23 protein-coding genes and 1 pseudogene are annotated in these 22000 nt (G+C 68.0%); 8 read left to right on the forward strand and 16 right to left on the reverse strand.

The window, feature by feature from the left end; all coding sequences use genetic code 11:
- Positions 1-40 precede the first annotated feature (40 nt).
- Genes QRO93_RS15545 through QRO93_RS15560 form a run of 4 tightly spaced genes read left to right on the forward strand, consistent with a single transcriptional unit; the run spans position 41 to position 2762 of the window.
- On the forward strand, positions 41-535 hold the full coding sequence (locus QRO93_RS15545) for a TPM domain-containing protein (protein ID WP_053448837.1): 495 nt from the start codon (positions 41-43) through the stop codon (positions 533-535).
- Positions 536-586: 51 nt separating this feature from the next.
- Positions 587-1474: a prolipoprotein diacylglyceryl transferase gene (gene lgt, locus QRO93_RS15550; RefSeq protein ID WP_053448838.1), complete on the forward strand. Its 888-nt coding sequence runs from the start codon at positions 587-589 to the stop codon at positions 1472-1474.
- Positions 1471-2265 carry a thymidylate synthase gene (locus tag QRO93_RS15555; protein WP_180878984.1) on the forward strand — a complete coding sequence of 265 codons (795 nt, stop codon included), beginning with the start codon at positions 1471-1473 and terminating at the stop codon, positions 2263-2265. Before lgt ends, QRO93_RS15555 begins: the two co-directional genes overlap by 4 nt.
- A gap of 5 nt (positions 2266-2270) precedes the next feature.
- Complete coding sequence (locus QRO93_RS15560) at positions 2271-2762, forward strand: dihydrofolate reductase (protein WP_049457337.1); 492 nt, start codon at positions 2271-2273, stop codon at positions 2760-2762.
- Positions 2763-2839: 77 nt separating this feature from the next.
- Here the strand turns inward: QRO93_RS15560 and QRO93_RS15565 are convergent.
- From QRO93_RS15565 to QRO93_RS15610, 10 genes and pseudogenes are all read right to left on the reverse strand, one after another.
- Positions 2840-3493, reverse strand: a pseudogene (locus QRO93_RS15565) (DUF1287 domain-containing protein).
- A complete protein-coding gene (locus QRO93_RS15570) occupies positions 3490-4515 on the reverse strand; it encodes a symmetrical bis(5'-nucleosyl)-tetraphosphatase (protein ID WP_180878980.1) in 1026 nt (341 codons plus the stop codon). Before QRO93_RS15570 ends, QRO93_RS15565 begins: the two are co-directional and overlap by 4 nt.
- A 15-nt stretch (positions 4516-4530) precedes the next feature.
- A complete protein-coding gene (apaG, locus tag QRO93_RS15575; RefSeq protein ID WP_008268668.1) occupies positions 4531-4914 on the reverse strand; it encodes a Co2+/Mg2+ efflux protein ApaG in 384 nt (127 codons plus the stop codon).
- Between the two features lie 13 nt (positions 4915-4927).
- Positions 4928-5731, reverse strand: coding sequence for a 16S rRNA (adenine(1518)-N(6)/adenine(1519)-N(6))-dimethyltransferase RsmA (rsmA, locus tag QRO93_RS15580; protein ID WP_164087876.1), 804 nt, complete (start codon positions 5729-5731; stop codon positions 4928-4930).
- The gene (gene pdxA / locus QRO93_RS15585) at positions 5728-6708 is read right to left on the reverse strand and encodes a 4-hydroxythreonine-4-phosphate dehydrogenase PdxA (RefSeq protein WP_180878978.1); all 981 of its coding nucleotides are present in this window, start codon (positions 6706-6708) and stop codon (positions 5728-5730) included. Before pdxA ends, rsmA begins: the two co-directional genes overlap by 4 nt.
- A gap of 3 nt (positions 6709-6711) precedes the next feature.
- Positions 6712-8055: a peptidylprolyl isomerase gene (locus QRO93_RS15590; RefSeq protein WP_053448845.1), complete on the reverse strand. Its 1344-nt coding sequence runs from the start codon at positions 8053-8055 to the stop codon at positions 6712-6714.
- Positions 8052-10550, reverse strand: coding sequence for an LPS-assembly protein LptD (gene lptD / locus QRO93_RS15595; RefSeq protein WP_180878976.1), 2499 nt, complete (start codon positions 10548-10550; stop codon positions 8052-8054). The genes QRO93_RS15590 and lptD overlap by 4 nt, the downstream gene beginning before the upstream one ends.
- An 89-nt stretch (positions 10551-10639) precedes the next feature.
- Positions 10640-11578, reverse strand: a complete 939-nt coding sequence (locus tag QRO93_RS15600; RefSeq protein WP_180878974.1) for a histone deacetylase family protein — start codon at positions 11576-11578, stop codon at positions 10640-10642.
- A 9-nt stretch (positions 11579-11587) separates the two neighbouring features.
- A complete protein-coding gene (locus QRO93_RS15605) occupies positions 11588-12142 on the reverse strand; it encodes a cob(I)yrinic acid a,c-diamide adenosyltransferase (RefSeq protein ID WP_049457330.1) in 555 nt (184 codons plus the stop codon).
- 8 nt (positions 12143-12150) lie between these two features.
- Positions 12151-12735: a hypothetical protein gene (locus tag QRO93_RS15610; protein ID WP_049457329.1), complete on the reverse strand. Its 585-nt coding sequence runs from the start codon at positions 12733-12735 to the stop codon at positions 12151-12153.
- A 107-nt stretch (positions 12736-12842) separates the two neighbouring features.
- Between QRO93_RS15610 and ubiH the strand changes: the two genes are divergently transcribed.
- Together ubiH and QRO93_RS15620 are read left to right on the forward strand one after the other, a co-directional pair.
- The gene (gene ubiH / locus QRO93_RS15615) at positions 12843-14051 is read left to right on the forward strand and encodes a 2-octaprenyl-6-methoxyphenyl hydroxylase (protein WP_053511379.1); all 1209 of its coding nucleotides are present in this window, start codon (positions 12843-12845) and stop codon (positions 14049-14051) included.
- Positions 14048-15229 (forward strand): UbiH/UbiF family hydroxylase, encoded by a 1182-nt coding sequence (locus QRO93_RS15620; protein ID WP_180878972.1) that lies wholly within the window; start codon positions 14048-14050, stop codon positions 15227-15229. The genes ubiH and QRO93_RS15620 overlap by 4 nt, the downstream gene beginning before the upstream one ends.
- Before the next feature lie 148 nt (positions 15230-15377).
- Here QRO93_RS15620 and QRO93_RS15625 read toward each other — a convergent pair whose 3' ends face one another.
- The 6 genes from QRO93_RS15625 to QRO93_RS15650 form a co-directional block, all read right to left on the reverse strand.
- Complete coding sequence (locus QRO93_RS15625) at positions 15378-15773, reverse strand: EF-hand domain-containing protein (RefSeq protein ID WP_180878970.1); 396 nt, start codon at positions 15771-15773, stop codon at positions 15378-15380.
- A gap of 49 nt (positions 15774-15822) precedes the next feature.
- Positions 15823-16890: a 23S rRNA (cytidine(2498)-2'-O)-methyltransferase RlmM gene (gene rlmM / locus QRO93_RS15630; protein ID WP_180878968.1), complete on the reverse strand. Its 1068-nt coding sequence runs from the start codon at positions 16888-16890 to the stop codon at positions 15823-15825.
- A complete protein-coding gene (locus tag QRO93_RS15635; RefSeq protein ID WP_004154307.1) occupies positions 16874-17434 on the reverse strand; it encodes a nucleoside deaminase in 561 nt (186 codons plus the stop codon). The genes rlmM and QRO93_RS15635 overlap by 17 nt, the downstream gene beginning before the upstream one ends.
- Before the next feature lie 97 nt (positions 17435-17531).
- Positions 17532-18254: a DUF6348 family protein gene (locus QRO93_RS15640; protein WP_180878966.1), complete on the reverse strand. Its 723-nt coding sequence runs from the start codon at positions 18252-18254 to the stop codon at positions 17532-17534.
- Positions 18255-18303: 49 nt separating this feature from the next.
- Positions 18304-18966 (reverse strand): hypothetical protein, encoded by a 663-nt coding sequence (locus QRO93_RS15645; RefSeq protein WP_285304278.1) that lies wholly within the window; start codon positions 18964-18966, stop codon positions 18304-18306.
- A 43-nt stretch (positions 18967-19009) separates the two neighbouring features.
- The gene (locus QRO93_RS15650; RefSeq protein WP_180878962.1) at positions 19010-20758 is read right to left on the reverse strand and encodes a glutamine--tRNA ligase/YqeY domain fusion protein; all 1749 of its coding nucleotides are present in this window, start codon (positions 20756-20758) and stop codon (positions 19010-19012) included.
- Positions 20759-20950: 192 nt separating this feature from the next.
- Between QRO93_RS15650 and QRO93_RS15655 the strand changes: the two genes are divergently transcribed.
- Positions 20951-21214 carry a DUF2007 domain-containing protein gene (locus QRO93_RS15655; RefSeq protein WP_004154314.1) on the forward strand — a complete coding sequence of 88 codons (264 nt, stop codon included), beginning with the start codon at positions 20951-20953 and terminating at the stop codon, positions 21212-21214.
- A 30-nt stretch (positions 21215-21244) separates the two neighbouring features.
- Complete coding sequence (gene msrA, locus QRO93_RS15660; RefSeq protein ID WP_049457340.1) at positions 21245-21910, forward strand: peptide-methionine (S)-S-oxide reductase MsrA; 666 nt, start codon at positions 21245-21247, stop codon at positions 21908-21910.
- Positions 21911-22000 lie beyond the last annotated feature (90 nt).

The raw sequence follows: 22000 nt of genomic DNA on the forward strand, positions 1-22000 counted from the left end.
GTGGCCGTTCCGGCGGCGGCGGCGCATCGGGAGGCTGGTGATGATCCAACGTCTGTGCCGCCATCTGTTCTCGCCGTCGGTACGGCGCGCGTTCCCGCCGGCTACGCTGCAGGCGATCACCGAGGCCATCGCCGCCGGTGAGCAGCGCCACGGCGGGCAGGTGATGTTCGCCGTGGAGGCCGACCTGCCGCTGGACGCGCTGTGGCGCAAGGTCACCCCGCGCCAGGCCGCCGAACATGCCTTCGCCCGCCTGCGCACCTGGGATACCGCCCACAACAACGGCGTGCTGATCTACCTGCTGCTGGCCGACCACGCGATCGAGATCGTCGCTGACCGTGGCCTGCACGGCAGGATCAGTCCGGCGCAGTGGCAGCGGGTCTGTACCCATCTGCGCGAGGGCCTGCGCGGCCCGAACCCGGTCGAGGCGCTGCGCGGCGCCATCGAAGAGGTTTCGACCCTGGTGGAAGGGCACTTTCCGGCCGCGACGCGGTCAGACGATGACGGCCTGCCCAACACCCCGCAGCTCCTTGGTTGAGCCGGGGCGGCACTGGCCCGAGAATAGGCGTTCAACCGCAAGGCACCTTCCATGATCTATTTCCACGACATCGACCCCATCGCCCTCTCGCTGGGGCCGATCAAGGTGCACTGGTACGGCATCATGTACCTGCTCGGCTTCACTGCTGCCTGGCTGCTGGGCCGCAAGCGCATTGCCGACGGGCGCCTGCCGGGCGTTGATGCCAACGGCTTCTCCGACCTGCTGTTCTACGCCATGCTCGGCGTGGTGCTGGGCGGGCGCATCGGCTACATGCTGTTCTACGCGCTGGGCGATTTCCTGCACAACCCGCTGCTGCTGTTCAAGGTGTGGGATGGCGGCATGAGCTTCCACGGCGGCCTGCTGGGCGTGCTCGGCGCCTGCTGGTGGTGGTCGCGCAAGCACACGCTGCACTTCTTCGACACCATGGACTTCATGGCGCCGCTGGTGCCGCTGGGCCTGGGCTTCGGCCGCATCGGCAACTTCATCGGTGCCGAGCTGTGGGGCAAGTACACCGACGGCAGCTGGGGCGTGGTGTTCCCGTCCGGCCTGCCGGCGCCGCTGAACCAGCTGGACCACGCGACCCTGCAGGCGCAGTTCGCCAGCGGCGCGCTGAACCAGTTCGCCCGCCATCCCTCGCAGCTGTATGAAGCGTTCCTGGAAGGGCTGGTGATGTTCGTGGTGCTGTGGACGGTGTCGGCCAAGCCGCGTCATCGCTATCTGGTCGGTGGCCTGTTCGCACTGATGTACGGCCTGTTCCGCTTCGCCGTCGAGTTTGTGCGCATGCCTGACAACGGCGTCTACGTGGCCTTCGACTGGCTGACTCGTGGCCAGATCCTCAGCCTGCCGCTGATCGCCTTCGGCCTGGTGCTGCTGGCAATGTCGCGCCGCGCGCCCGTACTGCAGCCGCAGCTGCCGGTGGCTGCCGAGGGTAAGGCATGAAGTCCTACCTGGACCTGCTCTCGCATGTGCTGGAACACGGTGCGGAGAAGAGCGATCGCACCGGCACCGGCACCCGCAGCGTGTTCGGCTGGCAGATGCGCTTCAACCTCAACGACGGCTTCCCGCTGGTCACCACCAAGAAGCTGCACCTGCGCTCGATCATCCACGAGCTGCTGTGGTTCCTGAAGGGCGATACCAACATCGGCTACCTGAAGGACAACCAGGTGCGCATCTGGGACGAGTGGGCCGACGAGAACGGCGATCTCGGCCCGGTGTACGGCAAGCAGTGGCGCAGCTGGGCCACCGCCGATGGCGGTGCGATCGACCAGATGCAGTGGCTGGTGGACGAGATCAAGCGCAACCCCGATTCGCGCCGGCTGGTGGTCAGCGCCTGGAACGTGGGCGAGCTCTCGCAGATGGCGCTGATGCCGTGCCACAACCTGTTCCAGTTCTACGTGGTGGACGGCAAGCTCAGCTGCCAGCTGTACCAGCGCAGCGGCGACATCTTCCTCGGCGTGCCGTTCAACATTGCCAGCTATGCGCTGCTGACCCACATGGTGGCGCAGGCCACCGGCCTGGGCGTGGGCGATTTCGTGCATACGCTGGGTGACGCGCACCTGTACTCGAACCATTTCGAGCAGGCCCGCGAGCAGCTGTCGCGTGAACCGCGCGCGCTGCCGACGCTGTGGTTGAACCCGGACGTGACCGACCTGTTCGGTTTCCAGTTCGACGACATCCGCATCGACGGCTACGACCCGCATCCGGCGATCAAGGCACCGGTGGCGGTGTGAGTGCGATGAAGCTGTCGATGATCGTCGCGCTGGACCGCAACCGCGGCATCGGCCAGGGCAATGCCATGCCCTGGCACCTGCCGGATGACTTCAAGCACTTCAAGGCGCTGACCCTCGGCAAGCCGATCCTGATGGGGCGCAAGACCGCCGAATCGATCGGCCGCGTGCTGCCGGGGCGGACCAACCTGGTGCTGACCCGCAGCGGCCAAGTGCCATTTGTAGGCATGCGCGCGGTGGCGTCGCTGGACGAGGCCAAGGCGATTGCCGAAGGCGAGGGCGCGAGCGAGCTGTGCATCATCGGGGGGGGCGAGATCTTCCGGCAGCTGCTCGACCAGGCCAGCGACCTGTACCTGACCTGGGTCGATGCCGAAGTGCCGGCCGACACCCATTTCCCCGAGGTGGATGCACAGGACTGGCAGCAAGTGAGCAGCGAGCAGCACCCGGCTGACGAACGCCACGCCTACGCGTTCCGCTTCGTGCATTACGTGCGCCGCTGATCGCAACGCACCTGTAGAGTTGAGCTTGCTCGACTGCTCTTGGTGGATACACAGGGCATAGTCGAGCAAGCTCGACTCTACGGAGCCGGCATCCGGTAATGCCCGATGATCGCGTGCTGGAACAGCAGGTTCTCTTCGCGCGTGCCGCGCGCGATGTTGTGCAGTACCAGCGGCGTGCCATCGGCCAGCCGCCGGTCGGAGACGATACCGACGTGCAGCAGGCCATTGCCGTTGAGCTTCCACGCGACGATGTCGCCCGCCGCATAGTCGATGGCGAGGGCGGTCACCGGTTGCTGCCAGCCCTGCCGCTCGAACCAGCGCATCAGGTTCGGTACGCGACGATGATCGATGTTGCGGTCCGGCCGTGACAGGTCCCATATCGCCGGATAGGCACTGAAATTTCCGCGCATGTCCTCATGCACGCGTGCCTGCAGGTCCAGTCCCAGATCGCGCAGGGCGCGCACCACCACGTCGGTGCACACGCCGCGATCGCGCGCGACGTCACCACCGGGATAGGCGAGTACCTGATAAGCCGGATCGTAGCGGACGGTGACGCCGATCTGCGCGCGCGCTGCGGCCACCAGTGGTGGCGAAGGCGCCTACGATGGTGCCGGCGTGGCTGCGGCGTCCTGCGCGGCCGTGGGAGCAGGAGGCGAACCGGGCTGGCAGCCGCTGGCCAGCGCCAGCGTCAGCAGCAGCACCGTCCCTGGTGCCCGGCCCGGTCGCATCATGCCTGCGGCGGGGCGCCGCTGTTGCCGGGGCCTGCAGAGCCACCACCACCACCACCGCCGCCACGACGGCGACGACGGCGCGGGCCGCGGGTGCCCGGGTTACCAGCGGGTGTGCCACCGCCCTGTTCCTTGCCCTGTGCCGAAGCGGCAGGACGCTCGTGTGCCGGTCGCGCCGGAGGGCGGGCATTGGCAACGGGGGCCGGCACATCGCGGCCCGGCACCTGCACCACGCGCAGCTCATCGGTATCGAGCTGCAGCGCGGTCAACTTCCCGCCCCACACCGCACCGGTGTCGATGGCGTGCACGCCCTGGGTGATGGTCAGGCCCAGCGCGGACCAGTGGCCGCAGACGACCTTCAGGTCGCGCTCGACCCGGCCCGGCACTTCGAACCAGGGGTACAACCCCTGTTCCTGGGTGCCCGGCGTGCCCTTGTCCTCAATGCCGATGCGCCCACGCGGGGTGCAGTAGCGCATGCGGGTGAGCACATTGATGATCGCGCGCGAGCGGTCATAGCCGGACAGGTTCGGTGCCCAGCTCGGCTTGTCGCCGTACATGTTGCGGAACAGCTTGCGGTAGCCGGCACCGTGCAACTGCACCTCGACTTCGGCCGCATGTTTCTCGGCCATCTGCGTGGTCCACTTCGGCGCCAGCCCGGCGTGCACCATCATCCAGCCCAGTTCGCGGTCCACGTGCACCAGCTTCTGCAGGCGCAGCCAGTCCAGCAGTTCATCGCGGTCCTCGGCCTGCACGATGCGCAGCAGGTCCGGGTTGACCTTGCGCTGCTCCTCTTCGGTGCGCGCACCGACGGCCAGCAGCGAAAGATCATGGTTGCCCAGCACCACCACGCTGTGCTCGCGCAGCGAATGCACCAGCCGCAGCGTTTCCAGTGACTGGCCACCGCGGTTGACCAGATCGCCGCAGAACCACAGGGTGTCCTGCGCCGGGTCGAAGCGGATCTTCTCCAGCAGTCGCTGGGTGACGTCATAGCAGCCCTGCAGGTCGCCGATCGCCCACACACTCATCGTTCGGCCTCCTTGTCAGTGCAGGGTACGCGGGACGGCCAGCACGAACGGTGCGACCGGCGCGGCGAATTCGGTGCCATCGTCGGCGACCATGTCGTAGTGTCCCTGCATGGTGCCGTGATCGGTCCCCAGCATGACACCGGAGGTGTAACGGAAGTCTTCACCGGGGCGCAGCCGCGGCTGCTCGCCGATCACTCCATCGCCATCGACATGCTCGACGCGGCCATTGGCATCGGTGATGCGCCAATGGCGTGCGACCAGGCGTGCGGCCACCCGTCCCTGGTTGTGGATGCGGATCGTATAGGCGAACGCAAAGCGACCGTCTTCCGGTGCGGATTGATCGTCGAGGAAGCGCGGCGCGACTTCGACGGAGATGGCATAAACGTCAGCGTCTTCCATACCGGCAGTGTAATCAGGAGGCATTGGCCAGAGCGACGAATTCGGCCACGTCCAGCTGTTCGGCGCGGGCATCGGGACGCACGCCGGCGGCGATGAACTGCTCGGCGGACACCACGTTGTTCAGCGCATTGCGCAGGGTCTTGCGGCGCTGCCCGAAGGCGGCCTTGACCACCTCGGCAAAGCGCTTGTGATCGTTGATGCCGATGCTGGCCGGATCGCGCGGCACCAGCCGCACCACGGCCGAATCGACCTTCGGCGGCGGCCGGAAGGCACCCGGCGGCACCACGAACAGCGAAGTCACCTGGCAGTACGCCTGCAGCATCACGCTGAGGCGGCCATACACCTTGCTGCCGGGGCCGGCGGCCATGCGGTCGACCACTTCCTTCTGCAGCATGAAGTGCATGTCGCGGACCACTGCGGCGTGTTCCAGCGCATGGAACAGGATCGGCGAGGAGATGTTGTAGGGCAGGTTGCCGACCAGGCGGATCGGCTGGCCGGCGGCCAGCTCGGTGAAGTCCACGCGCAGCACGTCGCGATGGACGATGGTCAGCTCGCCCAGCGGCTCGGCGGCGGCGGTCAGCGGCGCGATCAGGTCGCGGTCGAACTCGATCACCGTCAGCTTCGGATGCACGCGCAGCAGCGGCAGCGTGATCGCGCCCTGGCCGGGACCGATCTCGATCAGGCGGTCGCCGTCTTTCGGATTGACCGCCATCACGATCTTGTCGATGTAGTGGCGATCGGCCAGGAAATGCTGGCCAAGCTGCTTCTTGGCCGGGGCGGTGAACACCGGGCCGGAGGGGGAATGCGGGGAATTCATGCGCTCAGTGTACGTTGCCGCGCCAGCTGCGCACACAGCGTCGTCGCCGCCTGGAGGCTGGAGGGATCGGCAATGCCGCGGCCGGCCAGGTCCAGTGCGGTGCCATGGTCCACCGCTACGCGCGGATAGGGCAGGCCCAAGGTCAGGTTCACCGCCTGTTCGAAGCCCGAGTACTTCAGCACCGGCAGGCCCTGGTCGTGGTACATCGCCAGCACGGTGTCGAAGCCGGCCAGCTTGGCCGGCAGGAAGGCGGTGTCGGCCGGCAGCGGCCCGACCAGGTCCATGCCTTCAGCGCGCAGGCGCTGCAGCAGCGGAATCACCAGGTCCAGTTCCTCGCGGCCCAGGTGGCCGTCTTCACCGGCGTGCGGGTTCAGGCCGAGCACGGCAATGCGCGGTGCAGGCACGGCGAACTCGCGCCGCAGTGCGGCATGCACGGTGCGCAGGGTGTGTTCCAGGCCGGGTGCGGTGATCGCATCGGCCACCTCGCGCAGCGGCAGGTGGGTGGTGGCCAGGGCTACGCGCACGATGTGGTTGGCCAGCATCATCACCACCTTTACCCCGGCCTGGTCGGCCAGCAGTTCGGTGGTGCCGCTGTAGGCGATGCCGCCTTCGTTGATGACCGCCTTGTGCACCGGGCCGGTGACCACGCCGTGCAGTTCGCCGCTGAGGCAGGCTCGGCCCGCGCCGAGAAGTGCGTGAATGACCGCGCTGGCGTTGGCCGGGTCGGCGTGGCCAAACCGGCTGGGCACGGCATTGGCGACCACGCGCAGGCGCAGATCACCGGGGACGCGGGCTTCGGCATCCTCGGGCAAGAGCTGCAGGGGCAGGTTCAGCGCGGCTGCCGCCGCGCGCAGGGTGTCCGGATCGCCGAAGGCCAGCAGCCGGCTGTCTTCACGCGGCTGCTGGGCCAGTCGGACACACAGCTCCGGGCCGATCCCGGCGGGCTCGCCCGGTACCAGAGCGAGCTCGGGGCGCATCGGTCAGGACTGCGGCGGCGTGGCGGTGTTTTCCGCGCGGTCGCCGCTGCGGAAGCTCACGTAGGCTTCGCCACGCAGTTCCTGCAGGAAGCGGTTGTACTCGTCTTCCAGCTTGCGGCGGCCGATGGTCTCGCGGACCTGGGCACGCTGGTTGTCGTTGGTCACGTCGGTCTGGCGGGTGGCTACGCGCTGCACGATGTGCCAGCCGGCATCGGTACGGAACGGCTGGCTGATGCCGCCGTCCTGGATGCCGGAGACCTGCTGGCCGAACGCCGGACCGAAGGCGTCGGCCGGGAACCAGCCCAGATCGCCACCCTGACCCTTGCTGTTGTTGTCCTCGGAGGACTCCTTGGCCACCGTCTCGAAGTCCGCGCCACCGGCAATGCGGGCGCGCAGGGTATCGATCTTGGCCTTGGCGGCGGCGTCGGTCTGGTGATCGTCCACGCGCACCAGGATGTGGCGGCCGTGGTACTCGGTGACCGTGCTCGCGCCGGCCGTGGCACTGGCATCACGCACGTCCACCAGCTTCAACAGCTGGAAGCCGCTGGGGCCGCGGATCGGGCCCACCACTTCACCGGGCTTCATCTTTTCCATCATCTGCGCGAACGCCTGCGGGATTTCATCCAGGCTGCGCCAGCCCAGATCGCCGCCTTCCAGCGCGTTGGGGCTGTCCGAATAGCGGACGGCGGCGGCGTTGAAGTCCAGCTCGCCCTTGTCCAGCAGGGTCTTCACACCGTCGGCCTTCTTCTGGCCGGTGGCGATCTGGTCGGCATTGGCGCCGTCGGGCAGGGCGATCAGGATGTGCGCCAGGTGGTACTGGTTGCCTACCGTGGCCTGCTGCTTCAGCGCGGCATCGACCTCGCCCTCGCTGACGCTGATACGGCTCTGCGCGAAGCTCTGGCGCAGGCGCTGCACGGTGATTTCATCGCGCACCGAAGCCCGGAAGTCGTTGAAGTCGATACCGTCATGGGCCAGGCGCTGGCGCAGGGCGTCCAGGGTCGAGCCATTCTGCTGGGCGATGGCATTCATCGCCTGGTTCAGCTCCTGGTCGCCGATGCGGATACCGCTGCTCTGGGCGCGGGCCACCTGCAGTTTGACCAGCACCAGCCGCTCGAGCACCTGGCGGCTGAGCACGTCTTCCGGCGGCAGCTGGTTTTCACGGCCGGTGTACTGCGCCTTGATGTTGGCGATCGCACGCTGGAGCTCGCTCTGCAGGATCACGTCCTCATCGACGACGGCGGCGATGCGGTCAAGCGGCTGCGCCTCCTGGGCAAGCACCTGCAGGGGGGCGGACACGCTGGACACCGCCAGCAGCGAGGCGAGAAGAACGGGGAAGCGCTTGGTCATGGGATCTGATTCGGATCGTAGTCATCGCGGGTCGCCCCGGTGTTGCTGGGCGGCACCAGATAGAGGTCGTCGCGGTTGTAGCCGAGGATAGCACGGCGCAGGGTACGGTCCGTGTCCTGGCCGATGGAGCTCAGGCCCTTGAGCACGAACTCCAGCTGGATGGAGTTGTTCATGTCGCCTTCGCGGTTGCGCACGTAGCGGCGGGCAACGGCGCGCACGGCCAGGCAGCAGCTGTCCCACTGCACACCGGCGATGATTTCCAGCGGTTCCTTGTCCTGCAGGGAGTAGTAGTAGCGGCCAACCACGCTCCAGCGCGCATTCAGCGGGTACAGGAACGACAGGTCGGCCTGCTCCAGCAGGGTCCGGTCATGCTTGTTGGCGTTGGCCGCGGCACCGGCATTGATGCGGTAGCGGTAGCTGAGGTTGACCACGCCGTCGTTGGGCATCAGGTAGCGGGCACGGACGCTGGCCAGGTCCTCGCGCTTGTACTTCGGGTCCCACTGGTAGGTGGCGCCCAGGGTCCAGCGATCGTTGATCATGTAGTTGCCGTCGGCGATCCAGGCCGACTTGCCCTTTTCAACCGGCGCACCGCCCGGGAGCGTCACCCGCGACTCGTCGAAGTACTGGATCTGGCCGATGGCGGCCGAGAACCGTTCCTTGCCGGTGGTCTGGTCGATGAACCGGGTGCCCAGCGCCAGGGTCAGCTGGTTGGCATCGTTCTGGCGATCGGCGCCGGTGTAGCGCGAATCGCGGAACAGCTGGCCCCAGCTGAAGGTGAAGTCACGGGTATCGAAGATTGGCAATTCTTCCTGGTTGCGGTAGGGCGTGCGCAGGTAGAACAGGCGCGGTTCCAGGGTCTGCAGGAACGACTTGCCGCCGATACGGGTTTCGCGATCGAAGAACAGGCCGGCATCGAGGCTGGCGATCGGCAGGCTTCGGCTCGGCGAGGTGTTGCCACGCAGCTGCTCCGGCGTGGCGGTGGCCGGATCGATGCCCTGCGAGCGCAGGATCTGCCCACGGATGCCGTTGGCGCCGTCCACCAGGCTGCGGTCCAGCTGGTAAGCGGTGTAGCGGTAGGCCAGGGTGGGCGTGACGTACCAGGCCGCGCCGCTGATCGGGAACGACACGTACGGTTTCACGTCCAGGCGTGAGCCACCACCGACGCCGATGCCGGATGTCCGCTGCCGGCCATTGCGGGTGTACTGCAGGTCCGGGCCGACCTCGGGACCGTACTTGTAGTTGATATCGTCGTGGGTGAACCGCACGGCTTCGGAGTAGATGCCGGCTTCCAGCCACGGCAGCACCGGCTTGTCCCAGTTGAAGTACAGGCGGGGCTGGCGGTTGTAGGGCAGGGAGCTTTCGTCGAGGGTGTAATCGGTCAGCTGCCAGCGGTCGGCCATGATCCCGGCCGTCCAGGTCTGGCCGGTGCCATACAATCCGATGCTGCTCTGCAGGCTGGAGGCGGTCACACCGACCAGGCGATTGGCGAAGTCCTCGACATAGCGCTCGTCGCTGACCCAGGCCAGGTTGGCACGGGTTTGCCAGTTGTTGTTCACGTTGTGGTAGCCGGTGAACATCACCCGGCCGCGGTCGCGGTCGCGCAGCTTGTCGTTGGGAATGAACGAGGTCAGCACGTCACCGCGGCCACCTTTGTAGAGGTAGCGGAATTCATTGTCGAGCAGCAGTCCGCGCCGGCTCATGTAGCGCGGGGTCAGGGTGTCATCGTAGTTCGGCGCCAGATTGAAGTAGATCGGCTGCGCGTAGTCGACACCATTGCGGCCGGACATGCCCAGCTGCGGGAACAGCAGGCCGGTCTTGCGGCGGTCATCGATCGGGAACTTGAAGTACGGGGCCCACAGGACCGGCACGTTGCCGATACGCAGCACGGCGTTGCGGGCGGTGCCGAAGCCTTCGTCGTTGTCCACCTCGATCTGCGGCGCGGACAGCTTCCATACCGGCTGCGAGGGGTCGCAGGTGGTGTAGGTGGAGCGGTGCATCTGGCCGACCGCACCCTGCAGGTCGACCGACTCGGCGTCACCGTTGCCGCGGCGCGACACCAGCTGGTACTTGATGTCGGAGATCTTGTGGGTGTCGCTTTCCTGGTTGCCCTCGGCACGCTTGGCGATCATCCGGATCGACCCGTCCTGGTAGCGGACATTGCCGTCGGCGATGTAGTTGCCGGTCTCGGTATCGAAGCTGAGCTTGTCGGTGCCGACGAACTGATCGCCACGGCGCAGGGCCACGTTGCCCTCGTACTGCGGCACGGTGGTGGTGCCCAGCAGCTGGTCGCCCTCGATGTCGGTCGACTGCTGCTCGCGGGCGGCCGCGGCAGCGGCCTTGTCCTGGCCGGGGACAGGGGTGGGGGCGTCAGTGAACGCGGGAATCACGTCGGTGGCCGGGCACAGGCCCCAGTTGAGCGGCTTGTCGTCGGCCATCGCCGGCAGGCTGATGGCGATGCTCAGAGGCAGGGGAAGCAGTCGGAGGGCTCGGCGCACGCGGTTCGGATTCGGGCGAAAACGGACGGTAGCTTGCCCCATCCCTTGCATAGGGGCAATGAAGGGCGGTGGAGACTGCCGGTTCGGGTTCATCCGGCAACGGTACCACCGGCGCCTGAAATCAGGGTCCGGACATGCGCCACGCTGCATTCGGCCAGTGCCTGCAGGTCGTAGCCCCCCTCCAGCATCGAGACCACCCGGCCGGCCGCGTGGCGGCGTGCCAGCGCATGCAGCTCGCCGGTGATCCAGGCGAAATCGTCGGTTTCCAGCATCAGATCGGCCTGCGGGTCCCGCAGGTGCGCATCGAAGCCGGCCGAGATCAGCAGCAGCTGCGGGCGGAAGTCATTGATGGCCGGCAGCATCTCGTCGGCCCAGACATTGCGGAAGCGGAATCCGCCACTTCCGGGCGGCAGCAGGATGTTCATCAGGTTGCCGGCGCCACGGTCGCGGCGCAGGCCCGAATTGGGGAACAGCCCGGCCTGGTGGGTGCTGTAGTACGAGACCCGGGCATCGTGCTGGAAGATGTCCTGGGTGCCGTTGCCGTGGTGCACGTCGAAGTCGACCACGGCAATGCGTTCCAGGCCGTGGCGGTCGCGGGCATAGGCAGCGGCGATGGCGATGTTGTTGAGCAGGCAGAAGCCCATCGCCGTGCTGCTGGTGGCGTGGTGACCGGGCGGCCGCACGGCGCAGAAGGCCAGCGTATCCTCGCCGAGCATCACCGCATCGACTGCGGCCACGCCGGCACCAGCGGCATGCACGGCGGCGCTGGCCGATCCCGGCGAGGTCCAGGTGTCCATGTCCAGCTGGCGCAGCGGGGCAGTCTGTGGCTGCAGCACGAAGTCGAGCAGGGAACTGTCATGCACCCGGGTCAGTTCGCCGAACTTGGCCGGAGGGGCTTGGCGCCACTGCAGCTGACCGGGAAAGGCCGCATGCAGGGCATCGAGCACATGCTGCAGGCGTTGCGGGCACTCCGGGTGCCCGGGGCCGGGGTCATGCAGCAGGCAGGACGGATGGGTATAGACCAGCATCGTGCCGACTCAGCGCTGGCGCTGCTGTGGCTGCCACAGCGCCTCGCCGTGGCCATCGGCACGGGCCAGCACCCGGGCCAGCACGAACAGCAGGTCCGACAGCCGGTTGAGGTACTGCAGTGCCTCGCTGCGCACCGCCTCGCGGCGGGCCAGGGCGACGGTCTCGCGCTCGGCGCGGCGGACGATGGTGCGTGCCAGGTGGCAGCGCGCAGCGGCTTCGCCCCCGGCCGGCAGGATGAATTCCTTCAGCATCGGCAGGCCGGCGTTGTAGTGGTCCAGCTGCTGTTCCAGCGCCGAGACATCGGCGGCATGGATCGCGGCGTGGCCGGGGATGCACAGCTCGGCACCCAGGTCGAACAACTGGTGCTGCAGGTGCACGACCAGCGCCCGCACGTCCTCGGGCAGCGATGCCGCCAGCAGCAGGCCGAGCGCCGCATTGGCCTCGTCGACCGTGCCGAAGGAGGCAACGCGTGCGTCATCCTTGGCCACGCGCTGGCCGTCGCCGAGGCCGGTGCTGCCGTCGTCGCCGGTGCGGGTGTAGATGCGCGAGAGGCGATGGCCCATGGCGCGGCTCAGTGGCGGATGTCGCGGCGGGCCTGCTGGAGCTTGAGGAACTGCTCCACGGCCAGCTGCAGGGCGGCGGCCAGCGCCACGTAGATCGCGGTGGTGCGCAGGTACGGCCCGAACCACTGCGCGTAGTTCTGCGCCCAGCCGGCCAGGGTCGGTTCGGCCACGTTGCGGCTGGTCCAGTAGAAGCCGCCCTGCGCCAGCAGGTGGCAGACCGCCACCGAAGCGACCAGCAGCAGCGCGCCCTTGGCCAGCACCGGCCAGCGCGCGCCCTGGTAGTTTCGGCCCAGCAGCATGCCGCCGGCCCACAGCGAGAAGTACGCCGGCAGCAGCAGCCAGTAGCCCGGCGACACGCAGTAGTGCTGCCAGAAATCCAGGCCGCTGCTGCGGATCACGATCCAGTCGACCAGCACCGCGAACACCATCAGCAGCGGGAACGCCCAGCGCGTCCAGCGTGCCAGATAGAAGCCGCCGATGAAGAACACGGCCCAGGACGCATCGGGAATGGCCGCGAAGTGATTGACCCGGGTCGCCGCCAGCAGCAGTACAAGGACGGACAGGACGAAGGCGCGGTTGGCAGTGTCGGACATGGTGGGGGCCCGGGGCGGATTCAGGTTTCATTCTAGCCCGCCGCACGGGATGGCGCAGGCGTGGTCCCGTTCGGCGTACAGTCGGGACGAGCGCGTATCATGAACGCATGAGTGAACGACATGACGTGCTGATCGTCGGAGGCGGCCTGGTCGGCGCCAGCCTGGCCATTGCCCTGGAGCGCCTCGGCCGCGACGTAGGCCTGCTCGAGGCCAGTCCCGCCGGTGAACTGCCGGCGGTGTTCGACCAGCGCAACCTCAGTTTCGCCGCGGCCACCGTCAACGCGCTGACCGCGCTGGGCGTGATGCAGAAGCTGGCGATGGCGCCGGGGCCGATCCGCCGCATCCATGTCAGCCGTGCCGGTGATTTCGGCCGCGTGCAGCTTGAGGCCAGTGACTATGACCGGCCCTGGTTCGGCCAGGTGGTGGTCGCGCGCGATTTCGGCCAGGCGCTGGAGGCTCGGCTGCAGGAGCTGCCGCGGCTGCGCCGTTACCGGCCAATGCGTTTCCTGGGGCTGGGCGAGGTGGTCGATGGCTATCGCCAGGTGCGGGTGGCCGATGAGAACGGCGAACACGTGCTGCTGGCCCGGCTGGTGGTCGGTGCCGATGGCACCGCCAGTGCCGTGCGCGGTGCGCTGGGGATCGAGGTCGACCGCCATGATTTCCAGCAGACGCTGTTTGTCGCCCGCGTGCGCAGCCAGCGCGCGCCGGATGGCACGGCGTGGGAGCGCTTCACCGATACCGGCCCGACCGCGCTGCTGCCGCGCGGCGACCGCCACTTCGGCACCGTGCATGGTGTTGCGCGCGACCAGGCCGACGCGGTGATGGCGCTGGATGATGCCGCCTGGCTGCAGCGACTGCAGCACGCGATCGGCTGGCGCGCCGGCCGCCTGCTCGACTCCGGCCCGCGCAGTGCCTATCCATTGATCCAGGTGCTGGCGCGCGCGCTGGCCGGTGAGCGCGCGGTGCTGCTCGGCAATGCCGCACAGACCATCCACCCGTTGGGCGCCCAGGGCTTCAACCTGGGCCTGCGCGATGCGCTGACCCTGGCCGAGCTGCTGGAGGATGCGCATGAGGACGCCGGCAGTGACGCATTGCTGCAGGCCTATGTCGCGCGCCGTGAGGAGGACCGCCGGCAGACGGTGGCGTTCTCCGGTGGCCTGGCGCGGCTGACCAGCAACCCGGCACCGCTGATGCGACCGCTGCGCAGCCTCGGCCTGGTGGCCGCGCAACGCGCCTCGGTGCAGTCGATGCTGGTCGGTGGCGCGATGGGCTTCCGCGGCGAAGTGCCGCGCCTGTGCCGCGGAGAAGCCGCATGAGCCGGCACGTGCGTCTGGATGTGGCCATCGTCGGTGGCGGCGTGGTGGGTGCGGCCTGCGCGCTGGCACTGGCCGATGCCGGGCTCTCGGTCGCACTGGTGGAAGGCCGTGAACCGGCGCCCTGGCAGGCCGCGCAGCCGGACCTGCGGGTGTTTGCCTTCGCCGCTGACAATGTGCAGCTGTTGAACCGGCTGGGCGTGTGGCCTGCCATCGCGCAGGCCCGCGCGTGGCCCTATCGGCGCATGCAGGTGTGGGATGCGGCAGGTGGTGAGGATCTGTTGTTCGACGCGGACCGCTTCGGTCGGCGCGAGTTGGGTTACATCGTCGAGAACGGCCTGCTGCAGGATCGCCTGTGGGCGGCGCTGCCGGCCGCGGGCGTGCAGCTGCATTGCCCGGCGCGGGTGGAGACGCTGGAGCAGGACGAGGCCGGCGTGCGCCTGCGCCTCGACGACGGCCGTCGCCTGGAAGCGGCGCTGGCGGTGGCCGCTGACGGCGCCGAATCGACCCTGCGCCGGCTGGCCGGGATCGAGGTCGAGCGGCATGACTACCACCAGCGTGGCGTGGTGGCCTACGTGGACAGTGAACTGCCGAACCAGGCCACGGCCTGGCAGCGCTTCCTGCCGACCGGGCCGCTGGCGCTGCTGCCGGTGGCCGAGCACCGCAGTTCGATTGTCTGGACCCTTCCGGAGGATGAAACCGCTCGCGTGCTGGCCCTGGACGAAGCCGCGTTCAATCGGGAACTGACCCGCGCCTTTGCCGCCCGCCTGGGCGAACTGCGGCTGGCCTCGGCACGTGCGGCGTTCCCGCTGCGCCGTCAGCTCGCTCGCCACTATGTCGCTGGTCGCGTACTGGCGCTGGGCGATGCCGCGCATGTCGTGCATCCGCTGGCCGGGCAGGGCGTGAACCTGGGCCTGCGCGATGTCGCCGCCCTGCAGCAGTGGCTGGCGCCTTCGACGGAGCGCCGCGGCCAGCCGCGCCTTTCACCGCAGCGGCTGCAGCGCTGGGCCCGCGAACGTCGCAGCGACAATCACATCGCCGCCTACAGCTTCGACGCGATCAATCGCCTGTTCTCCAATGATGAGATGCACCTGACTCTGGCCCGTGGCCGCGCGCTGGGCTGCGTCGGCAAATGGCCGCCGCTGGTGCAGGCATTCTGGAAGCGCGCCGCCGGCGTCTGATCGGAGTACAGGCCGTCCTGGTAGGTGCCAACCCTGGTTGGCACGCCTCCGACAGTGTGCCAACCAAGGTTGGCACCCACCGGGAGCGGGTCGTGTGCCCGCCGTCAGTAGAGCCACGCCATGCGTGGATGAAGATCGCGACGGCGGATCAATCCACCAGCCAACCGGCCAGGTCGGCGCGGTCGAGCTTGCCGCGGTGCTTGCGGTCCAGCGCGTTGAACTCGTCGGCCAATGCCGGGTTGGCCTGTGCTTCCTCGCGGCTGATGAAGCCATCGCCGTTCACGTCCAGCTCGCTGAAGCGGATGCGGTACTGGCCGACCACGCTGCTCGGCTCCAGCGAACGTACCGTCACCTGCGCTTCGCCGGCCGGCTGTGCAATCTCCACGCTGCCGGTGACCCGGCCGGCGCCCAGCGCTTGCTGGCGGATCGCGCCACCGGTCGGGCCGAGCGGTTGGCTCTGCGCGGGCGTATGCGGCAACTGCTGGGCAAGGGCAGGCGCCGCCGCCAGCAGGGCGATCAGTATCGGAGTCGAGCGGTATCGCATGGTTGCATCCCTCGGTAGCGCCGGGCCATGCCCGGCGGGCACGATGGCCTCAGCGCAGCGGCGAAGCCAGTACGGTGATCTCTTCGCGGTCGTGGTACAGCTGCTTGGCGCGCACCACCAGCGGCTTGCCGGCCTGGTCCTGGAACAGGTCCAGGCACAGCCGGGTCTCGTCCCAGCGCTTCTTCATCGGCAGTTTCAGGTTGAAGATCGCGTACCGGCACCAGCCTTCGCGGAACCAGGTGGCCATGCGCTCGGCCACGCGGCGCGGCTGCTCGACCATGTCGCAGACCATCCAGTCCAGCGGCTGCTCCGGGTGCCAGTGGAAGCCATCTGCGCGCAGGTGCTCGACCAGTCCGGTATCCAGTACATGCTGGCGTAGCGGGCCGTTGTCGATGCTCAGCACGTGCATGTGCTGGCGGGTCAGCACCCAGGTCCAGCCGCCGGGTGCGGCGCCAAGGTCGGCCGCGCGCATGCCCGGCCTGGCCAGTGCCTCGCGTTCTTCCGGCGTCAGCAGGGTCAACAGTGCTTCATCCAGCTTCAGTGCCGAACGCGAGGGGGCTTCGGGCAGCAGCTTCAGACGCGGAATGCCCAGCGCCCATGGCGCGCTGTCGGCCGGGTCGGCGATGCAGACGAAGGCGTGGGTGCCATCGACAAACACCACGTGCAGGCGTGGCAGGCGGTTGTTCGGCTTGTCGGTCAGCTTGCCGGCCTTGCGCAGCGCCGGGCGCAGCGCGTTGCCGAAGGCGCGCGCCAGACCGGACAGCGGCTTGCCCGCATCCGAGTCGGGGTGCTCCACCCACAGGTCGCCGAAGCGCGGCGCATCGGCCAGCACCTCCAGCATCGGCGTGATGCGGTCGGCCGGATCCAGCTGCGGCAGCTCGGCCAGTACCAGCAGTTTCTGCCGCGCGAAGATCAGCTCGCGCCAGCGCAGGCGCGGTGCCAATGCAGCGGCGTCGTCGCACATGAAAAGCACGTAGCCGTCATTGCGCTGGGTGCGGGCATAGCCGGCGAAACCGGCTTCGCCCGCGCGGAACTGCAGCTCGCCGGCCAGCTCGGGCTCGAAGCCCTGCCGGCACAGGCACAGCAGGCCGATGCCGGTTTCAGTAACGGGCGCCATCGCTTTCCCCATAGGCGCGCAGCACGCTGCGTGCAGCATCGCGGTTCAGGCCCTGCACCACTTCGATGCCGCGCTTGTTGAGCTCACCGACCCAGTCGGCCGGCAGCGGGCCTTCATCGAACGGGGTCAGCTCCTCGACGTCGGCCGAGTTGGCGCCGATCAGCAGGCGGTCGATGCCGGCCCACACCGTGGCGCCGTAGCACTGGCAGCACGGCTGCGAGCTGGTGGCCAGGGTGACCGGCGACAGCACCGCGTTCAGGCGCGGGGTCTGCAGGCGCTGCTGGGCCAGCATGTAGGCCATGTTCTCGGCGTGCGCCAGCGAGGTCGCGTGCGGCATCACCCGGTTCACGCCGGCGGCGATCACCTTGTCATCCGGGCCGAACACCACCGCACCGAACGGGCCGCCACTGGCGTGCTCGACGTTCAACCGCGACAGCTCGATCGCCAGCGCGACCTTGGCCTCATCGCCGGGATATCGACGATCCAGGTCGATCTGGTCGTGGATCCAGGCGGGAAGGGTCAGGTGGACTTGCGCGTACAGCATCGCGGGGGTGCCTCGTGTGGGATGGAAGAAGGTGCGGTTGCTTGGGAAACCGGCGCGCAGTGTAGCCGCAGCGGCCTGTACCGGGTGTGGCGGTGGGTCAGCCCGGCGAGCCGGTGCGGATCACCACGTACTGCTTGCGGAACTCCAGCCCGGCCTGTGGCCAGCTGGCGGCATAGGCGCGCAGCAGGGGCAGGGCAGCGGCGAAGTCGTGGCCGTTGACCCGGCAATCGGCTTCGCACAGGCCCTCGGCGTCGCGCGAGGCGAACAGGCGGATGGCCAGGAACGGGCGCGCCCTCAGCAGCTCGTCGAAGGCGTCCATGCTGCGGGTGAACAGGCAGCACGGGCAGGAACCGTGGTCGTCCTCGCTGCAGGTGGAGGCATCCACCTCCTGTGCGCGGTAGTGCGCCAGCGGGCCCAGCACCACGGTGCGCTGCAGTTCTTCGCTTTCCTCGGCGCCCGGATAGCTCAGGCCCAGCATCGGCAGGCCCTGTGCGTCTGCGGCGCCGACGGCGGTCTGCAGGGTCGCCAGGTCCACCCGCATCCAGGTCTGGAAGCCGGACAGCAGCGATGCCTGTTCGTCGGCGCCGTTGGCGTGCTGGTACTCGAACAGGCCGTCGGCGAACAGCACAGGGTGCTGGGTCTCGATGACGGTGGAGGTCTGCCAGCCACCGTTGTCGCGTTCATTCGCGGCCACGGCATGCGGGGTCAGGCGCAGGCCACTGTCCAGCAGCAGCGCGCCAGCGTCGACGCGGCAGGCGATACCGCCTTCCTGCAGCACCTGCTGCAGCAGCGGGAGGAGTGCGGTGGAAGTTGTGGTCATGTCAGGCCTGTGGATGGATGGGGTGGAACATCCAGGCAGTGCCTGGGGTCTAGCGATCGAGCGCGTCGAGTGCGTCGAGTTCGGCGCGATAACGCTGCGCGTCGGGCTGCTGCTGCGGATCATTGCCATGGTCTCGCAACCAGGTCTCCAGCTCGCGGCGATAGTCTGCGCGGAAATCGGCGTTGCCCGGGCTGAAATGCAGCTTGCGTGCGGCCACTTCCACGCGTTCGCGCGCGCTGGCCCGGGCCTGGGCAATGCCGTGCGGTGATTCGTTGGTGAGGATGACGAAGTTGCGCGGGAAGCCCGGGGTGTACTTCACCACGAAGGGCTGGTCCTGCGCCGGAATGCGGATCGCGTTCTCCAGTGGCCACAACGAGGCGGTGTTGGTATGGAACACCACCTCCACGTCACGGCCCTCGGCGGTACGCAGCACCGCTTCGTGCCGCCAGATGTACTGTTCGTTGAGGGTGGAGTTGGTTTCCTCGGCCTTGACGATCACCGCTTCACCACGCTCGCCCACCGCATTGAGGAAGGTGGCGTTGAGGAAGTGGCCGAGGAAGATGTTGAGCATCGCCAGCGGGAACACCACGATGGCGTAGCCCGGAAAGCGCCGCCACCACGAGACCAGCCCGGCCAGCACCATCGCTGCAAAGAACGTCAGCAGCGGATGCTGCGAGATGAACCAGAGCAGGGCGGACAGGGCGGTGATCATCGTCGCGGGCGTGCGGGCGCCGTGCTGGCGCCCGCGCAGGTCCTCAGGCCGACCAGGTGTCGCGCAGGGTCACGCTGCGGTTGAACACCGGCTTGGCCTCGGTGTGGTCGCGGCGGTCGGCAACGAAGTAGCCGGTACGTTCGAACTGGAACGACTGCTCCGGGGCAGCGCTGGCCGCGGCCGGCTCGACATAGCCGGTGACGGTGCGGCGCGATTCCGGGTTGAGGTAATCGCGATAGGTCTTGCCTTCCGATTCGTCGTCCGGGTTCGGCACCGAGAACAGACGGTCGTACAGGCGGATCTCGGCCGGCACGCCATGCACGGCGCTGACCCAGTGGATGGTGCCCTTGACCTTGCGGTTGGCGCCTTCCATGCCCGGGCGCGATTCCGGATCCAGCCAGCCGCGCAGCTCGGTGATGGTGCCGTCGGCATCCTTGATCACCTCATCGCAGCGGATGATGCCGGCGCCGCGCAGGCGTACTTCGCCACCCGGAACCAGGCGCTTCCAGCCCTTCGGCGGCACTTCGGCGAAATCCTCGCGGTCGATCCACACTTCGCGAGCGAACGGCACCTGGCGGCTGCCGAAGCTTTCGTCCTTCGGATGGTTGCTGAAGGTCAGCTGCTCTTCGTGGCCTTTGGGCAGGTTGGCCAGCACCAGCTTGACCGGGTCGACCACGGCCATGCGGCGCGGCGCGGCGCTGTCCAGGTCTTCGCGCAGCGCGCCTTCCAGCACGCTGAAGTCGATCAGCGAATTCTGCTTGCTGATGCCCACGCGCTCGGCGAACAGGCGCATCGCTGCCGGCGTGTACCCACGGCGGCGCAGGCCCTGCAGGGTCGGCATGCGCGGGTCTTCCCAGCCGTCCACCAGCTGCTCGGTAACCAGCGCCATCAGCTTGCGCTTGCTCATCACCGTGTAGTTGATGTTCAGGCGCGAGAACTCGATCTGGCGCGGCTTGGCGGCTTCGCGCGGCAGGCCGGCGTCGACCAGCGGCTGGGTCAGCGCGTCGTCGTGGGCGAAATCAACGTTGTCCACGCACCAGTCGTACAGCGGGCGGTGGTCTTCGAATTCCAGCGTGCACAACGAGTGGGTGATGCCCTCGATCGAATCGCCCAGCGCGTGGGCGAAGTCGTACATCGGGTAGATCGGCCACGCATTGCCGGTGTTCTGGTGCTCGACGTGCTTGATGCGGTACAGCGCCGGATCGCGCAGGTTGATGTTGCCGCTGGCCATGTCGATCTTGGCGCGCAGGGTGCGCGCACCATCCGGGAATTCACCGGCGCGCATGCGGCGGAACAGGTCCAGGTTCTCCTCGACGCTGCGGTCGCGCCACGGCGACGGGCGGCCCGGCTCGGTCAGGGTGCCACGGTAGGCGCGCACTTCCTCGGCCGACAGGTCGCAGACATAGGCCTTGCCCTGTTCGATCAGCTTCTCGGCGGCCAGGTAGTAGGTCTGGAAGTAGTCCGAGGCGTGGCGCAGCTCGTTCCACTCGAAGCCCAGCCAGCGCACGTCGTCCTGGATCGCGGCCACGTATTCCGGATCTTCCTTGGCCGGGTTGGTGTCGTCGAAGCGCAGGTTGCAGACACCGCTGAACTCACCGGCGATGCCGAAGTTCAGGCAGATCGACTTGGCATGGCCGATGTGCAGGTAGCCGTTCGGCTCGGGCGGGAAGCGGGTCTTGATCGCCTGGTGCTTTCCGCTGGCCAGGTCCTCGCGCACGATCTGGCGGATGAAATCGCGCTTCTCGTGGCTGTCGGCGGGGGTCTCGGGGCTGGCGGGGGTGTGCTCGGACATGAGTCTGGGGCGAAAAAGGGCAGAAAGACCAACAGTCTAGCGCGTACGGCGCAGAGCTGCCCGGCGGCGCCTGGGTTGCCGGCCAGCGGCCGGCACCCTCCATCCACCTTCCGGCGGAATGGTCATGCGCCGCCACCGCCACCATTCAGCGTCCGGGCGTATGCTGGACCCCATGTCCCATGGAGCCGTCGCATGCACATCGTGTACAAGGCCGACAATCTGTTCGACGCCCACCTGGTCAAGCACGCACTGGAAGACGCCGGCATCCCCGCCTTCGTGTTTGGCGAGCAGCTGCTGGGTGGCATGGGCGAGCTGCCATTGTTCGGCGTACTGCGGGTCGGCATCCCGGATGCGGCGCGGCCGCAGGCCGAGGACATCGTGGCCTCGCTGGACTTGGGCCACGCGCCGGACGACCCCATTTCAGATGCAGACGACATTGCCGGCCTTCCGGCGTAGGAGCGCATCATGTTGGGAATTGGCCAGGGCATCCTCGGCATCGGGGCCTTCAAGCAGCGCCTGCCGCGCCCGGAAGAAGCACTGCCGGGGCGCGAGCAGCCGCTGCCGCTGCACAGCAACCAGCACTTCGTGAACAGTCATCCGCTGAAGGACCGTTTCGCTGGCCTGCAGCAGATCCGCTTTGCGCTGGGCTGCTTCTGGGGCGCCGAACGCAAGTTCTGGAACGAGCCGGGCGTGTACAGCACCTCGGTCGGCTATGCCGGTGGCATCACCCCGAACCCGACCTATGAAGAGGTGTGTTCGGGCCTGACCGGCCACACCGAAGTGGTGCAGGTGGTGTTCGACCCGGCGGTGGTGAGCCTGGAGCGGCTGCTGCAGCTGTTCTGGGAAAGCCACGACCCGACCCAGGGCATGCGCCAGGGCAACGACACCGGCACCCAGTACCGCTCGGCGATCCACGCCACCGACGAGGCCCAGTACGCCGCCGCGCTGGCCAGCCGCGAGGCCTACCAGGCGCAGCTGGATGCGGCCGGTTACGGCCCGATCACCACCGAGATCGTGTACCCGGCACCGACGTACTACTACGCCGAGGATTATCACCAGCAGTATCTGGCGAAGAATCCGAACGGTTACTGCGGCATTGGTGGCACGGGGGTGAGCTGCCCGATCGGGCTGGATGTGGAGGGGCCGCGCTGACGGCGGTGGTCCGCCTGCGGCGGGCAACATCAACATCAACATCAACATCCAAAGCGGCTCTGGGTTGCTGATGGTTTGGCGGGACGGGGG

It is taken from the genome of Stenotrophomonas maltophilia group sp. Smal17 (genome assembly GCF_030237045.1).
Taxonomy (GTDB): domain Bacteria; phylum Pseudomonadota; class Gammaproteobacteria; order Xanthomonadales; family Xanthomonadaceae; genus Stenotrophomonas; species Stenotrophomonas forensis.